General features: G+C 63.5%; 13 protein-coding genes and 1 other RNA gene. 11 read left to right on the top strand and 3 right to left on the bottom strand.

From position 1 onward, the window contains the following. Positions 1–17 precede the first annotated feature (17 nt). On the top strand, positions 18–893 hold the full coding sequence (locus R2B70_RS11750) for a flagellar protein MotY (RefSeq protein ID WP_209428953.1): 876 nt from the start codon (positions 18–20) through the stop codon (positions 891–893). 102 nt (positions 894–995) lie between these two features. Here the strand turns inward: R2B70_RS11750 and suhB are convergent, their stop codons facing one another. Continuing rightward, a complete protein-coding gene (gene suhB / locus R2B70_RS11745) occupies positions 996–1,799 on the bottom strand; it encodes an inositol-1-monophosphatase (RefSeq protein WP_042076198.1) in 804 nt (267 codons plus the stop codon). A 201-nt stretch (positions 1,800–2,000) separates the two neighbouring features. Between suhB and R2B70_RS11740 the strand changes: the two genes are divergently transcribed. The 4 genes from R2B70_RS11740 to emrD all read left to right on the top strand — a co-directional run bounded on the left by R2B70_RS11740 (position 2,001) and on the right by emrD (position 5,442). After that, positions 2,001–2,456: a hypothetical protein gene (locus R2B70_RS11740; protein ID WP_318161544.1), complete on the top strand. Its 456-nt coding sequence runs from the start codon at positions 2,001–2,003 to the stop codon at positions 2,454–2,456. Between the two features lie 124 nt (positions 2,457–2,580). Beyond that, complete coding sequence (locus R2B70_RS11735; RefSeq protein WP_318161543.1) at positions 2,581–3,189, top strand: glutathione S-transferase family protein; 609 nt, start codon at positions 2,581–2,583, stop codon at positions 3,187–3,189. Between the two features lie 31 nt (positions 3,190–3,220). Beyond that, positions 3,221–3,883: a glutathione S-transferase family protein gene (locus R2B70_RS11730; RefSeq protein ID WP_318161542.1), complete on the top strand. Its 663-nt coding sequence runs from the start codon at positions 3,221–3,223 to the stop codon at positions 3,881–3,883. 359 nt (positions 3,884–4,242) lie between these two features. Then, entirely contained in the window at positions 4,243–5,442 is a 1,200-nt protein-coding gene (emrD, locus tag R2B70_RS11725) for a multidrug efflux MFS transporter EmrD (protein ID WP_318161541.1), read from the top strand. Between the two features lie 133 nt (positions 5,443–5,575). Here emrD and ssrS read toward each other — a convergent pair. Beyond that, positions 5,576–5,758: non-coding RNA, 6S RNA (gene ssrS, locus R2B70_RS11720), on the bottom strand. 16 nt (positions 5,759–5,774) lie between these two features. Beyond that, positions 5,775–6,107 carry a cell division protein ZapA gene (gene zapA, locus R2B70_RS11715; RefSeq protein ID WP_042076205.1) on the bottom strand — a complete coding sequence of 111 codons (333 nt, stop codon included), beginning with the start codon at positions 6,105–6,107 and terminating at the stop codon, positions 5,775–5,777. A gap of 173 nt (positions 6,108–6,280) precedes the next feature. On the opposite strand from zapA, the gene R2B70_RS11710 reads away from it, so the two are divergent. The 6 genes from R2B70_RS11710 (at position 6,281) to gcvP (ending at position 14,640) form a co-directional block, all read left to right on the top strand. Continuing rightward, positions 6,281–6,850, top strand: a complete 570-nt coding sequence (locus R2B70_RS11710; RefSeq protein WP_318161540.1) for a UPF0149 family protein — start codon at positions 6,281–6,283, stop codon at positions 6,848–6,850. Positions 6,851–7,034: 184 nt separating this feature from the next. Then, the gene (ubiH, locus tag R2B70_RS11705; protein ID WP_318161539.1) at positions 7,035–8,258 is read left to right on the top strand and encodes a 2-octaprenyl-6-methoxyphenyl hydroxylase; all 1,224 of its coding nucleotides are present in this window, start codon (positions 7,035–7,037) and stop codon (positions 8,256–8,258) included. Between the two features lie 100 nt (positions 8,259–8,358). Then, positions 8,359–9,579, top strand: a complete 1,221-nt coding sequence (locus R2B70_RS11700) for an FAD-dependent 2-octaprenylphenol hydroxylase (RefSeq protein ID WP_318161538.1) — start codon at positions 8,359–8,361, stop codon at positions 9,577–9,579. A gap of 381 nt (positions 9,580–9,960) precedes the next feature. After that, positions 9,961–11,061: a glycine cleavage system aminomethyltransferase GcvT gene (gene gcvT / locus R2B70_RS11695; RefSeq protein WP_216990461.1), complete on the top strand. Its 1,101-nt coding sequence runs from the start codon at positions 9,961–9,963 to the stop codon at positions 11,059–11,061. Positions 11,062–11,135: 74 nt separating this feature from the next. Continuing rightward, positions 11,136–11,525 carry a glycine cleavage system protein GcvH gene (gene gcvH / locus R2B70_RS11690; RefSeq protein ID WP_042076214.1) on the top strand — a complete coding sequence of 130 codons (390 nt, stop codon included), beginning with the start codon at positions 11,136–11,138 and terminating at the stop codon, positions 11,523–11,525. Positions 11,526–11,763: 238 nt separating this feature from the next. Next, positions 11,764–14,640, top strand: coding sequence for an aminomethyl-transferring glycine dehydrogenase (gene gcvP, locus R2B70_RS11685; protein WP_318161537.1), 2,877 nt, complete (start codon positions 11,764–11,766; stop codon positions 14,638–14,640). The last annotated feature ends 23 nt before the right edge of the window (positions 14,641–14,663 follow it).

The raw sequence follows: 14,663 nt of genomic DNA, 5'->3' as shown, positions 1-14,663 counted from the left end.
GTGTGGAGGGCAAGCCGTTGAATGCTTGGATGTTGGGGTTGATCAGCATATCCGTGAGTATGCCATTGCAGGCGGGAGTGACCGAATTCGGCGCCGGCCTGGATCAGTCCGTCTGGCGCCTGACCTCGGACACACAGGTGGAGTGCCGGCTGGAGCATCCCATTCCCCGCTGGGGGACGGGGGCCTTCGTCAGCCGGGCAGGGCGCAAGATCAATCTGGACTTCGAGCTGAAGGGGCAGCGGCCCCAGGCGCGTACCCAGACGGTGAGCCTCGGGATCATGCCGCCCAGCTGGCGCCCCGGGGTCTCCGGCAGGCAGATAAGCCAGCTGCAGTTCTACCAGCAGTTCGACGGCCTGGTCGCGGGTCAGACCGCCTGGACCATGCTGGACGAGCTGGAAGGCGGGCGCATGCCGACCTTCCAGTATCGCGACTGGTACCGCCAGGACAGGCCGGTCAGGGTCTCTCTCTCGTCGGTCAACTTCAGGGTCAAATACCAGGCCTTCATGGACTGCCTGAGCGGTTTGCTGCCCTACAGCTTCAACGACATCGCCTTCAGCGTGCTCTCCTATGACAAGAACAGCGACCAGTTGTCGCCGGCGTCCAAGCGACGGCTGGCGATGATCGGCGAGTACGTGAAGGCGGACAAGAGCATAGACGTAGTGGTGATCGACGCCTACAGCGACAGCTATGGCGGTCGCTGGCCGAACCAGAAGCTGTCCGAGAAACGAGCCGATGCCATCAAGCAGGTGTTTGTGGATCTCGGCATTGAGGAGGGCAAGGTCTCGGTGGAGGGGCACGGCGAGAAGCAGCACGTGGCTTCCAACGAGACGGAGGCAGGCCGTGCCAAGAACCGGCGGGTGGTGATCAACATGGGCCGTAACGGCACCATCTGAGCGCGTCGCGTACCCGGGCTGGCGAATCATCCACTTCACGCAGCCATAAAAAAATGCCAGTCGGCCCGGCCGACTGGCATTTTTCTTGAGCGAAACGCGAGCTTACTTGGCCAGGGATTCCGGCAGCTCTTCGCGGATCTTGCCGAGCATCTCTTTCAACACGCGGGGGTTGGCCACCACTATGTTGCCGGAGTTCTCGTAGTTGTGACCGCCGACGAAGTCGGTGACGATGGCGCCGGCTTCCTTGGCCAGCAGCTCACCGGCGGCGGTGTCCCAGGGCTTGAGGCCGATCTCCCAGAAGCCGTCGACGCGGCCGGCGGCCACATAGGCCAGATCCAGCGCGGCCGAGCCGGCGCGGCGGATGTCGGCACACTCGATGAACATGCTCTGGAACATCTTCAGATAAGACTCGATGTGGTGCTTCTGCTTGAACGGGAAGCCGGTCGCCAGGATGGTGCCGGACAGATCCTTGGCCTTGCCGACCCGGATGCGGTAGCCGTTCAGCTGGGCGCCGTTGCCACGGGTGGCCGTGAACAGCTCGTCACGGATGGGATCGTAGACGACGGCCTGCTCGGTCTTGCCCTTCACGCGCAGGGCGATGGAGACGGCAAAGTGCGGAATGCCTTTGACCAGGTTGGTCGTGCCATCCAGTGGGTCGATGATCCATTGGTAATCCGGATTGGTACCGGCGATCTCGCCGGACTCTTCAGCCACGATGCTGTGTTCCGGGTAAGATTTCTTGATGGTATGAATGATGGCCGCTTCGGCGTCACGGTCAACGTTGGTCACGAAGTCATTGCTGCCTTTCTGGATAACCTCGATGTTCTCGGGTTGAGAGAAGGCTTTTACTACTACTTGACCGGCGTTGCGCGCAGCGCGCACGGCGATATTCAGCATCGGATGCATAGGTTCACCACTGGATGTTAAAGAACGGGGGGATAAAAGGACGCGACATCTTACCAAGATATCCGGGAATAGCAACCGTTATGCCCGGGCGCGATCACGTTAGGGACTGACAGATCTGACGGCTCCAATAAAGGCTCATCTTCGTCTAGTCTTATCGCGACAGCCGGAGAACAGGCTGTGGTGAGCATAGGGATATGAGCCATGAATCTGTCATTAGTCAGTCAAAAACCGTCGGCAGCGACGACATTGAGTGTGCTGGCCGCCTTGCGCAGCGCCAGCGGATTTGGGGATTACTTCAGCGAGATCCGGGTGTCACAGCCGGGGCAGTGGCAACCATCGAAGGAGGAAGCAGCCATCTTGCTGCTGGAAGAAGATGGCGGTGCATGGCCGGCTCCCGCCTGGAGCACCAGCGGCGAGGCGCTGGGATTGCCGGTGCTGCCCCTCCTGGTGCATCGCCAATATGACCATCCCCCCCGGTGGCCGGATGTCAGGGATCCCCACTTCTACTTCGTTTCCAATGGCATAGTGCTGGATGAGGCGGAGCTGGCGGATCCCGCCTGCAGCCTGGTGCTGCAGAGCAAGCTCGAGTCCTATTTCCCGCTGCTTTCCCGTCTCATCCTGCTGCGTCAGCGTCAGCCCATGGCGATGTGCAGCTAGTCGTTTCCCCCTCAATGTGGACTGTTCAAACGGCGCAATATTTGTCATAACAGACCGATATTGCGCCATGGCCCATGTTCGCCTGTGGGAGATGGCTTCGATCTGTCCCGCCACAGGGGGTGAGATGAAGGTCTATGAATTGAAGCGGGCCCCAAATGCTCGCCGGGTCAGGATGTTTCTGGCGGAGAAGGGCATAGAGATGGCCTATCATCAGGTCGATCTGGGGGCGGGGGAAAACCTGGCGCCCGCCTTCCTGGCCAAGAATCCGGCGGGACGCATTCCGGTGCTGGAACTCGATGACGGTACCTGTCTCAGTGAAAGCCTGGCCATCTGCCGCTATTTTGAAGAGCTCAACCCAGAACCCAATCTGTTTGGTCGCACGGCGCTCGAGCGCGCCACCATAGAGATGTGGAGCCGCTTCATCGAGTTCAACCTCTGGCTGCCGACCGGCATGGCGTTTCGCCACATCACCGGTTTTTACAAGGACAGGGAGACCGTCTTCCCCGAGTGGGGTGAAGAGTGCAAGCAACAGGCGCTGGCCTGGTTTGACAAGCTCGATGCCCGTCTTGCCGAGGTGTCCTATGTTGCCGGGGATCGCTTCACCATTGTCGACATCCTGGCCCTGTGCACTCTCGACTTTGGCAAGGTCGTCGGCCTGCGCATCACCCCCGAACAACCCAATTTGCAGGCCTGGCATGAGCGGGTGAGCACCCGTCCCAGCGCCCAGGCCTGATCCTTACCTCTGCACATCCAAGGAGTCCAAGATGATAGAGTTGTACACTGCTGCCACGCCCAACGGGTTCAAGGTGTCGATCGCCCTCGAGGAGCTGGGACTGCCCTACAAGGTCATTCCCCTTGATTTCTCGACCATGGAGCAGAAGAAGCCCGAGTTTCTGGCCATCAACCCCAATGGTCGCATCCCGGCCATCGTCGATCGGGACAACGGCGACTTCGCCGTGTTCGAATCCGGCGCCATCCTGATCTATCTGGCGGAAAAAACCGGCAAGCTGCTGCCGCAGGATCCCAAGCGCCGCTCCCAGGCCATCCAGTGGCTGATGTTCCAGATGGGGGGGGTCGGTCCCATGATGGGGCAGGCCAACGTCTTCTATCGCTATTTCCCCGAGAAGATCCCGGCCGCCATCGAGCGTTACCAGAAGGAGGGGCGACGCCTGCTCGAGGTGCTCGACGGTCATCTGGCACACCATGAGTATCTGGCCGACGAGTACAGCATCGCCGATATCGCCACCTGGCCCTGGGTGCGCATCTACGACTGGAGCGGCATCTCCATCGAGGGGTTGGTGCATCTGCAGGCCTGGATGGCACGCATGGAAGCCAGACCCGCCTGCCAGAAGGGCATCACCATACCGCCGCGCAATGAGAGCCCCGAGGATCAGGTCAAGCGGGCACAGCAGATGGTGACCCGCTGATGCAAGAAGATGGCCTGCGATGGGCCATCTCTTTTTCTGCCCTCCTGTTATCCCTCCTTCCTTGCATCTCTTTCCCCAGTGCCCGCCTTGCGCCGCCGCGATACCGATTACGACCCTGTGAACTACCGGCTAACGGGGACTCAGGCACGTCACATTAGAAAAACTTGGGGAAGCAGATTATAAAGATTCGTTCGTGTTTTGTGACATGAATCACTAAGATTATCGCAAGCCAAAGAGCGTCCTGCTCCCGGCTGGTGCGGGTCCTCCGCCTTGTTTCAATCCTTCAACGACCCTTGTCTGGATCCTCCTGCAGATCTCTGCCCGGAGGGCGGTGGCTTTTTGATTTTTTCGGACGACATATGTATCGGCACAGTTTCTATCCCCTGTTTTTCCTGACCATTCTGATGGTCGCCGTGGGTCAGATGACCCAGACCCTCTATGTGCCCTCCATTCCCATGATGGCGGGGGACTTTCATGTGGCCTCCGGTCAGTTGCAGGCGGTGATGGCCTGCTACCTCATCCCCTACGGCCTCTCCCAGTTCGTCTACGGTCCCCTGTCGGATCGCATCGGTCGTCGCCCCGTGCTGCTCATCGGCATGATGGTGTTCCTGGCCGGCACCCTGGTCATCCAGCTCATACCGCACTTCGCGGCCCTGCTGGCAGGCAGTTTCATCCAGGGGCTGGGCACCGGCGCCGGGGGGGCCATGAGCCGGACCGTGATGCGGGATCGCTACAGCGGCGCCGAGCTCAACCGGGCCAACAGCCTGGTGAGCATGGGGGTCATCTTCTCCCCCCTGCTGGCGCCTGTGCTGGGCGGCTGGCTCACCGAGCTGTTCAACTGGCGTGCCGGCTACTGGTTCCTGTTCGGTTTTGGCACCCTGACCACGCTTGCGCTGCTGGCCTGGTTTGGCGAGACCCTACCGGAGGCGGCCAGGCAGCAGCCGCTGCGGGTCGGCGCGGCCTATCGCCACGTGCTCGGCAACCCGCGCTTCCAGGGCAACCTGCTCTGCCTGATGGCCACCTTCGCGGGGCTCGCGGTATTCGAGGCGGCGGCCGGCGTGCTGCTGGGGGACGTGCTGAAACTGAGTGCCCGCACCGTCAGCGTGCTGTTCGTGCTGCCGCTGCCGGGTTATCTGTTCGGCGCCTGGCTCTCCGCCCGCCTGAGCTACCGCCTGAGCCAGGGCAAGCTGATGCGCCTTGGCATCGCCTTCCTGGCGCTGGGCTCCCTCATCATCCTGGTGCCCGGATTGCTCGGGATGGTGAGCGCGGCCTCCCTAGTAGGCGGCGCCGCCGTCTACTTCATCGGCAGCGGCATCCTCTATCCGACCGCCACCTCCTGCGCCATCGAGCCCTTCCCGGGTCAGGCGGGCACCGCGGGCGCCATCCTCGGTGGCATGCAGAACCTGGGGGCCGGCGTGGTCACCCTGCTGGCGGCCAGCTTCCCCATGGAGGGGCAGGTCACCCTGGGGACCATCATGACCCTGATGGTGCTGATCGTGGCCGTGAGCTTCCTCTGGCTGCGCCACCACGGCGCCCCCCGGGAACAGATGGCCGTCTGACACGGCCAAGAGCCCGCCCCGTTGGCGGGCTTTTTACTGCCTCCTGCCGGGTGGCGAGACGCCGCAGGCGAGTGGAAGGGGGGGTTGCCGCGCGGCAAAGAAAAAGCCCGTCGCGATGACGGGCTTTTTGGGTAGGTACCCCGGAGATGCCGTTGCCGGTTTGGGCCCTTGAACCGTCGGTTCAAGGCGGAGATCTAATCTGGCCGCAGGCTTCTCGGTCGGGCCGAGCATGCTCAATAGCCAGAAGGCAGACCCCCTGTTTGGTATGAATATCGGCTCGGGGACTTGAACCGGCTGACAAACACTCCAGGGAATTTCAAAACTCGGTGCGATTAGGGCTGTTGCGCCTCTTCGCCGGATTCACCGTATTGTCCGTGCTCGATCAAGGCTGCTTCTATGGTGCGTTGCAGCATCTTGATCCGCTTGTCCATGGTCTCAGAGTATTGGTGGTTTTTCTCTTTTTCAAGGCAGAGCTCGTGACAGAAATTGAGCGCTGCCATGACGGCCAGCTGTTCGTTGCTGGAGACCTTGGAGCGTTGACGAAGCTCGATGAGCTTGTCGGTCAGCTGGTCGGCGGCCTGGCGCAGGGCATCCTGTTGTCCCAGGGGACAAGACACCTTGTAGGGACGTCCCAAAATGACGATTTCTACGGCCTCTATGCTCATGCCTTCCTCAATACGGCGGGGCTGATTTCCGCCTTTATCCACGTGGACAACTGGGCGGGACTATATAGCGCAGATGCAGAAGTTTCAAGGCCTTGCTGGCTCTGGGAAGGGGAGAATGCTAGGATCTCGGCCATAAATTCTGCATATTTGCCTGAACTTTGAGCGGATCCTAGATGAGCAAAACGACCCCCCTGAAATATGCGACCCTGGCCGACCTGATGACACAGCACGAACTGATGGCGACGGCCGTCGAGGCCCATGGCGTGATCTGCGGCCTGGTGTGCGGTGGCGTGGCCCTGGACGACAAGAGCTGGCTGCCCCATTTCAACGATCTGATCAACGACGGTTTCGGGTTGCCGGCACCGGTGCGCCAGGTGATGACCGAGCTCTACCACGAGGTGATCGAGAGCCTGATGGCCCAGAAAGGGGTGGAACTGCTGCTGCCAAGCGATGAGGCGCCTCTCGACGAGCGCATCGACTCGCTGGTGGACTGGTCCCAGGCCTTCTTGGCCGGCTTTGGCGTGGTGCAGCAGGAACTCTCCAAGGCCTCCGAGGAGTTGCAGGAGATGATCCAGGACATCGCCAGCATCACCCAGGTCTCAGCGGAGTTCGATCAGGAGGATGACGAGAACGAGGCCTCCTTCCTGGTGCTCTACGAGCACGTGCGCCTGGGGGTCATGATGGCGTTCGAGGAGTTCGGCAAGCGTCCGGACTCGCCAAGCAGCCCGCCGACCCTGCACTGATCGCCCGCCCCGTCGGGATGTCTGACAAGAGAGCGCCACGAGGCGCTCTCCTTGTTTTGCCGGTCAGGGCCGCCATGACTCGCTAACTGACGGCGCCGAATCGGTTTTTTGCCCGTGGCTTCGCATCCTGTCTGCCGGCTTTGTGGTAGGATTGGTCCACGTTTTTCGTCCATGCCCTCTTCTCATGTCTCAATCTGATCTGGTTCACGTCGACGTGGCTATCGTCGGTGGCGGTATGAGCGGCGCCGTGCTGGCCCTCTCCCTCGCCGCCCTCAAGGGGCCGGACGAGGCCCCCCTGCAGATCCTGCTGCTGGAGGCGAGCGCCCCCGAGCTCAACCTTCACCCCGGTTTCGACGCCCGTGCCATCGCGCTCTCCGCCGGCACCTGCGAGGCCCTGGCCCGTCACGGGCTCTGGCCCCGTTTCGCCCCCCACTGCGCCCCCATCACCGACATCCACGTCTCGGATCGGGGCCACTGCGGCCAGGTCAGGCTGTCGGCGGCGGAATACGGTCTGGCTGCACTCGGCCAGGTGATCGAGCTCTCTGCGGCCGGCATCGAGTTGCAGCAGGCGATGGCGGCCACCCCGCAGATCCGGGTGTGTTGTCCGGCCCAGCTCGCGAACATAGAGCCCGAAGAGGAGGGGGTGATGCTGACCCTGGCCGATGGCGCGCGCTACCGCACCCGGCTGCTGGTGGCGGCCGATGGGGGTCACTCCTTCGTGCGCCAGCACTTCAAGATGCCGGTCAGTCGCCACGACTATGGCCAGAGCGCCGTCATCGCCACCGTCAAGACGGCCCAGGATCCCGCCGGGCGGGCCTTCGAGCGTTTCACCGACGGGGGGCCGCTCGCCCTGCTGCCCATGCAGGACGGGCTATCCTCCCTGGTCTGGAGCGTCCCGCGGGACGAGGCGCAGGCGTTGATGGGGCTGGACGATGCCGCCTTTCTCGCCCGTCTGCAGCAGGCCTTTGGCTGGCGTCTCGGGCGTTTCCAGCGCACCGGCGTGCGTCACCTCTATCCCCTGGTGCTGACGGTGGCCGATTATCCCCTGGCGCAGCGTACCGTGCTGGTGGGCAATGCCGCCCACCTGCTGCATCCCATCGCGGGTCAGGGCTTCAACCTCGGCATGCGCGACCTTGACCTGCTCACCCGCGCCGTCGGCCGGGCGCTCGCGGCGGGGGAGGACATCGGCAGCTTCGAGGTACTGAGCGGCTACTGGCAGTCGCGCCGGGAGGATCAGGCCCAGACCGTCTGGCTCACCTCCTCCCTGGCCCAGCTCTTCTCGAACCATCACGCCCCCCTGGTGGTGGGCCGCAACCTGGCGCTCTCCCTAATGGGCAGAGTGCCCTGGCTCAAGGCACCGCTGGCCTCCCGCACCCTGGGATTCGTCACCGACCTGTGTCGCAAATGAGGTGCGCGCCCCCGGCGGCGGACTCGACATATTTGAGGAGGGACGCCCGCGGGCGTGCCTCCGCTGATCCCGGAGATCAGCCACGAAAGGACATAAGAGAATGCAGATGCAAGAGGTAGATGTGGTGATCGTGGGGGGCGGCATGGTGGGTCTGGGGCTCGCCGCCGCCCTCAAGCAGAGCACACTCAGGGTGGCCGTGGTGGAAGGCCGGCTGCCGGATCCCGTGCTGGGGGCGGCGCCTGACAACAGGGTCAGCGCCCTGAGCCTCGCCAGCCAGCGGATCCTGCAGGGGGTCGGCGCCTGGGACGGCATAGCGGCGCGCCGCCTGCAGCCCTATGAGAGGATGCAGGTGTGGGAGCAGGACAGCTTCGGCCAGATCGCGTTCGATGCCGCCAGTTTGCGCCAGGGCGCCCTCGGCCACATCGTCGAGAACCGGGTGATCCAGCTCGCGCTGCTGGAAGCCATCGGCGGCGCAGGCAATATCCAGCTGCTGACCCCGGCCCGGGCCAAGAGCCTGCAGAGCAGTGCGGCGGGCGCCCTGCTGCTGCTCGAGGATGGCCGCGCCCTCTCGGCCAGCCTGGTGGTGGCCGCCGACGGCGCCCACTCCTGGGTGCGCCGCCAGGCCGACATTCCCCTCACCAGCTGGGATTATGGCCACCACGCCCTGGTGGCGACGGTACGTTGTGCCGAGCCCCACGAGGCGGTGGCGCGCCAGATCTTCACCCCCCAGGGGCCGCTCGCCTTCCTGCCCCTGTGGGAACCCGACCTCTGCTCCATCGTCTGGTCTGTGCCGGCCAAACGGGCCGAGGCGCTGTGCGCCCTGGATGACGAGCGGTTCAGCCGCCAGCTCACCGCCGCCTTCGATGGCAGGCTCGGGCTGTGCAAGGTGGAGGGGGCCCGCAGCGCCATTCCGCTCACCGCCCGCTACGCCCGCGACTTTGCCCGCGAGCGGCTGGTGCTGGTGGGGGATGCGGCCCACACCATACACCCGCTGGCGGGGCAGGGGGTGAACCTCGGCCTCTTGGATGCCGCGGCCCTGGCGGAGCAGATCCTCAAACATCACGGGGCGGGGGCGGACATCGGCCTGCTCGCCAACCTGCGCGGGTACGAGCGCTGGCGCAAGAGCGAGGCGGCCCGAATGCTGGCGGCCATGGAGGGGCTCAAGCGGCTGTTTGCAGGCAGCAACCCCCTCAAGAAGCTGGTGCGCGGGGTGGGGCTCTGTGCCGTCGACGCCCTCGGCCCCCTCAAGCAGGGCATGATCCGGGCCGCCATGGGGCTGGACGGGGAGCTGCCCGCCCTGGCCAAGGGTGAAAAAATCTAATCTTACCCCGGAGTTTTGACAATAAAACTAATCTGATGGGGCAGTATGCCCCCTCGTGGTGTCAGCCTTTAATGTTGGCAAGAAGCGAAACGTTTTTCTGTAAATTGTGACGAAACGGTAAAAATCAACATTAAATCTCGCCAATGTTCGGTTTGCACTGTTTTTATCACTGTTTTTGCCTTAGTGTCTGGTGTCAGTTTGTCGGGTGTGGATTAGTTTTTTTTGAGCGGCGCCCCGGCGCGCTTGTCATATAATCCGCACCGTTCAAGGAATCACTCCTGCCCGCCCGGGCGGGGACGAGCACAGAGCTTGTGGTCCGTTTTGCCCGACGTGCCGGGGCGGATTGCGAGTGTTGTCGCGAACGCTTAAGGAAACACAGCGATGATCCAGACTACTGTATTGCATCCGAAACACCTGGAAGCGGGTGCCAAGATGGTGGACTTCCACGGTTGGGAGATGCCCATCAACTACGGTTCCCAGTTGGAAGAGCACCACGCGGTGCGCACCGATGCAGGCATGTTCGATGTCTCCCACATGACCATCGTCGATTTGACCGGCGAGCGGGTCAAAGCCTTCCTGCAACACCTGCTGGCCAACGACGTGGCCAAACTCACCGTCCCCGGCAAGGCCCTCTACAGCGGCATGCTCAATCCGGAAGGCGGCGTCATCGATGACCTCATCACCTATTACCTGACCGATACCTTCTATCGCCTGGTGGTGAACTCCGCCACCCGCGAGAAGGATCTGGCCTGGATCCGCCACCACGCCATCGACTTCGCCGTGAGCGTGACCGAGCGCCCCGAGCTCGCCATGATCGCCGTACAGGGCCCCAACGCCAAGGCCAAGGCGGCCAAGGTGTTCACCCCTGAGCAGAATGCCGCGGTTGAGGGCATGAAGCCCTTCTTCGGCGTGCAGGCCGGCGATCTCTTCATCGCCACCACAGGCTATACCGGTGAAGATGGCTACGAGATAGTGGTGCCCCAGGAGAAGGCGTGCGATCTGTGGCAGGCCCTGCTGGACAACGGCGTGGCCCCCTGCGGCCTGGGTGCTCGCGATACCCTGCGCCTTGAGGCCGGCATGAACCTCTACGGCCAGGACATGGACGAGTCAATCTCCCCGCTTGCCGCCAACATGGCCTGGACCCTGGCCTGGGAACCCAGCGATCGCCAGTTTATCGGCCGCGCCGCCCTGGAGGCCCAGAAGGCTGCCGGCAATCAGCCCAAGCTGGTGGGCCTGGTGATGGAGGAGAAGGGCGTGCTGCGCAGCGGCATGCCGGTCACCTTCACCAGCGAGAGCGGCGAAGTGCGTGAAGGGGTGATCACTTCCGGCTCCTTCTCGCCGACCCTGGGTTACAGCATCGCCCTGGCGCGGGTGCCCCGCGATATCGGCGAACAGGCCCAGGTGGAGATCCGCAAGAAGCTGGTCACCGTGAAAGTCACCAAGCCGGCCTTCGTGCGCAACGGCCAGCCCCTGGTGTCATGATTCATTGCGGCGAGGGGCGTCCCTTCGCCGACCCATTTTTGTTGAAGCGATCCAAGAGCATAAAGGAAGCACAAATGAGCCATATCCCGAGCGAACTGAAATATGCCACCTCCCACGAGTGGGTCCGTGTCGAAGCCAACGGCGAAGCCGTGGTCGGTATCACCGAGCACGCCCAGGATCTGCTGGGTGACATGGTGTTCGTCGATCTGCCGGAAGTGGGCAAGCAGGTGAGCGCCGGTGAAGATTGCGCCGTGGCGGAGTCTGTCAAGGCCGCCTCCGACATCTACAGCCCGGTGAGCGGCGAGATCCTGGCCGTCAACGAAGAGCTGGAAGGCAGCCCCGAGCTGGTCAACTCCGACCCCTATGGCGCCGGCTGGCTGTTCCGCATCAAGCTGGACGACGCGGGCGAGCTCGCCAACCTGCTGGATGCCGACGGCTACCAGAACGTGGTGGACGAAGAGTAATGCCCCCGGGCCCTGCCAACACAGCAGGGCCCTCTTGTATGACTGCCATCCTGCGGCCATGGAGGTTGCAGGAAGGGCGCAGCCTCTCTCTGCGCCTTCGGGATGCCCTTGCCGCATCACCCGTCTGCCTGCGGCGGACAGAGAACATGAGTGGAGCCGGTATCTGCCGGCTATCAGGAACATCAGGTCTTGGTTATCAGGCCTTCATACCAGGACTTATTTACCAGGAAATAGGGAAATGACCCAGTCACTGTTTGAACTCGAGCAAAAAACCGATTTCATCCGCCGCCACATAGGCCCGGGTGAGGAAGAGATGCGCGCCCTGCTCGCCACCGTGGGCGCCGAGAGCCTGGACGATCTGATTGAGCAGACGGTCCCCGCCGCCATCCGCCGCCCGGGCCCGCTCGGTATCGGCGCCCCCATGACCGAGGTGGAGGCCCTGGCCAAGCTCAAGGGCTATGCCGCCCAGAACCAGATCGCCAAGAGCTACATCGGCATGGGCTATCACGACACCCATGTGCCCCACGTCATCCTGCGCAACGTCTTGGAAAACCCGGGCTGGTACACCGCCTACACCCCCTATCAGCCCGAGCTGGCCCAGGGCCGTCTCGAGGCGCTGCTGAACTTCCAGCAGCTCACCCTGGATCTCACCGGCATGGATCTGGCGAGCGCCTCCCTGCTCGATGAAGCCACCGCCGCCGCCGAAGCCATGGCGCTGGCCAAGCGCATGGCCAAATCCAAGTCCAACCTCTTCTTCGTGGCCGACGACGTGCACCCCCAGGTGATCGACGTGGTCAAGGAGCGCGCGGTGCACTTTGGTTTCGACGTGGTCGTCGGCCCGGCGGGTGAGGCCGTGAGTGAAGAGGTGTTCGGTGCCATGTTCCAGTACCCGTCCACCACCGGCAATGTGACCGATCTGCGTTCCCTCATTGCAGCCGTCCAGGCCCAGAAGGGGCTGGCCTGCGTCGGCGCCGACCTGCTCTCCTTGCTGCTGCTCAAATCCCCGGGTGAACTGGGCGCCGACGTGGTGTTCGGCAGTGCCCAGCGCTTCGGCGTGCCCATGGGCTACGGCGGCCCCCACGCGGCGTTTTTCGCCACCCGCGATGCCTACAAGCGCTCCATGCCGGGCCGCATCATCGGCGTCTCCAAGGATGCCCGCGGCAAGGCCGCCCTTCGCATGGCCATGCAGACCCGCGAGCAGCACATCCGCCGCGAGAAGGCCAACTCCAACATCTGTACCGCCCAGGTGCTGCTGGCCAACATGGCGAGCTTCTACGCCGTCTACCACGGCCCTGTGGGGCTCAAGACCATCGCCTCCCGCGTGCATCGTCTGACCACGATCCTGGCGCTCGGCCTCAAGGCCAAGGGCGTGGCCCTCAAGCACGACAGCTGGTTCGATACCCTCACAGTCCTGACGTCGGACAAGGCGGCGCTGATTGCCAAGGCCGAAGGGCTTGGCATCAACCTGCGCGCGGATCTCGACGGCGCCGTGGGCGTCTCCCTCTCCGAGACCACCACCCGGGGTGACGTGGCCGAGCTGTTCGACCTCTTCCTGGGACAAGGCCACGGCCTGGATGTGGAGGCGCTGGACCAGGCGGCCCAGACTCATCACGCCATCCCGCAGGCGCTGCTGCGCACCGATGCCGTGCTGACCCACGAGGTGTTCAACAAGTACCACTCCGAGACCGAGATGCTGCGCTACATCCACCGTCTCGAAGCGAAAGATCTGGCCCTGAACTACGCCATGATCTCCCTCGGCTCCTGCACCATGAAGCTCAACGCCACCGCCGAGATGATCCCGGTGACCTGGCCCGAGTTTGGCAAACTGCACCCCTTCGCGCCGCTCAAGCAGGCCCAGGGCTACCAGCTGCTGCTGGCAGATCTGGAAGAGTGGCTGGTGAAGGTGACCGGCTACGATGCGGTCTGCATGCAGCCGAACTCCGGCGCCCAGGGGGAATACGCGGGCCTGCTCGCCATCAAGAAATACCACGAGTCCCGCGGCGAGGGGCATCGCGATGTCTGTCTCATCCCGGCTTCCGCCCACGGCACCAACCCGGCCTCAGCCCAGATGGCGGGCCTCAAGGTGATCGTCACCGCCTGTGACAAGGCCGGCAACGTGGACTTGGACGACCTGCGCGCCAAGGCTGCCGAGGTGGGGGACCAGCTCTCCTGCCTGATGGTGACCTATCCCTCCACCCACGGGGTGTACGAGGAGACCATCAAGGAGGTGTGCGACATCGTTCACCAGTACGGCGGTCAGGTCTATCTGGACGGCGCCAACATGAACGCGCAGGTCGGGCTGACGGCGCCAGGCTTCATCGGGGCGGACGTCTCCCACCTCAACCTGCACAAGACCTTCGCCATTCCCCACGGTGGTGGCGGTCCGGGCATGGGTCCCATCGGCGTGAAGAAACACCTGGCACCCTTCGTAGCCGGTCACGCCGTGGTCAAGACCGACAAGGAGAGCCGTGACAACGGCGCCGTGTCTGCCGCCCCGTTCGGCTCGGCCAGCATCCTGCCCATCAGCTGGATGTACATCGCCATGCTGGGTGACGAGGGCCTGAAGAAATCCACCCAGGTCGCCATCCTCAACGCCAACTACCTGGCCAAGAAGCTCGGCGAGTCCTTCCCCGTGCTCTACACAGGGCGCAACGGCCGGGTGGCCCACGAGTGCATCCTGGACATCCGTCCGCTCAAGGAGGCCTCCGGCATCAGCGAGATGGACGTGGCCAAGCGCCTGATGGACTACGGCTTCCACGCGCCGACCATGAGCTTCCCGGTGGCGGGGACCCTGATGGTCGAGCCGACCGAATCCGAATCCAAGCGCGAGCTGGATCGCTTCGTGGAAGCCATGACCGCCATCCGCGCTGAAATAGCCAAGGTGCAGGACGGCCACTGGAGCCTGACCGACAACCCCCTGGTCCATGCGCCGCACACCCAGGACGACGTGATGGATGCAGAGTGGAACCGTGGCTACAGCCGCGCCGAGGCGGTCTTCCCGTCCGACGCCGTGCGCGCCAGCAAGCTGTGGCCGTCGGTGAACCGCATCGACGACGTCTACGGCGATCGCAACCTGTTCTGCTCCTGCGTACCCACCGAGGATTACGCCAAGTAATCGCGGCGCCGTGAAGGGCTGAC

Source organism: Aeromonas sp. XH, from assembly GCF_033348475.1.
GTDB lineage: Bacteria > Pseudomonadota > Gammaproteobacteria > Enterobacterales > Aeromonadaceae > Aeromonas > Aeromonas sanarellii.
The sequence above is the reverse complement of the archived record's forward strand: the minus strand, read 5'-3'. Positions and strand labels throughout refer to the sequence as shown.

Bases quoted from the DNA above. Each gene is read 5' to 3' on its own strand.
- gcvT (WP_216990461.1), top strand. From the start codon at position 9,961: ATGATCCAGACTACTGTATTGCATCCGAAACACCTGGAAGCGGGTGCC.
- zapA (WP_042076205.1), bottom strand. From the start codon at position 6,107: ATGAGCATAGAGGCCGTAGAAATCGTCATTTTGGGACGTCCCTACAAG.
- ubiH (WP_318161539.1), top strand. From the start codon at position 7,035: ATGTCTCAATCTGATCTGGTTCACGTCGACGTGGCTATCGTCGGTGGC.
- suhB (WP_042076198.1), bottom strand. From the start codon at position 1,799: ATGCATCCGATGCTGAATATCGCCGTGCGCGCTGCGCGCAACGCCGGT.
- emrD (WP_318161541.1), top strand. From the start codon at position 4,243: ATGTATCGGCACAGTTTCTATCCCCTGTTTTTCCTGACCATTCTGATG.
- R2B70_RS11735 (WP_318161543.1), top strand. From the start codon at position 2,581: ATGAAGGTCTATGAATTGAAGCGGGCCCCAAATGCTCGCCGGGTCAGG.
- R2B70_RS11740 (WP_318161544.1), top strand. From the start codon at position 2,001: ATGAATCTGTCATTAGTCAGTCAAAAACCGTCGGCAGCGACGACATTG.
- gcvP (WP_318161537.1), top strand. From the start codon at position 11,764: ATGACCCAGTCACTGTTTGAACTCGAGCAAAAAACCGATTTCATCCGC.
- R2B70_RS11710 (WP_318161540.1), top strand. From the start codon at position 6,281: ATGAGCAAAACGACCCCCCTGAAATATGCGACCCTGGCCGACCTGATG.
- gcvH (WP_042076214.1), top strand. From the start codon at position 11,136: ATGAGCCATATCCCGAGCGAACTGAAATATGCCACCTCCCACGAGTGG.
- R2B70_RS11700 (WP_318161538.1), top strand. From the start codon at position 8,359: ATGCAGATGCAAGAGGTAGATGTGGTGATCGTGGGGGGCGGCATGGTG.
- R2B70_RS11730 (WP_318161542.1), top strand. From the start codon at position 3,221: ATGATAGAGTTGTACACTGCTGCCACGCCCAACGGGTTCAAGGTGTCG.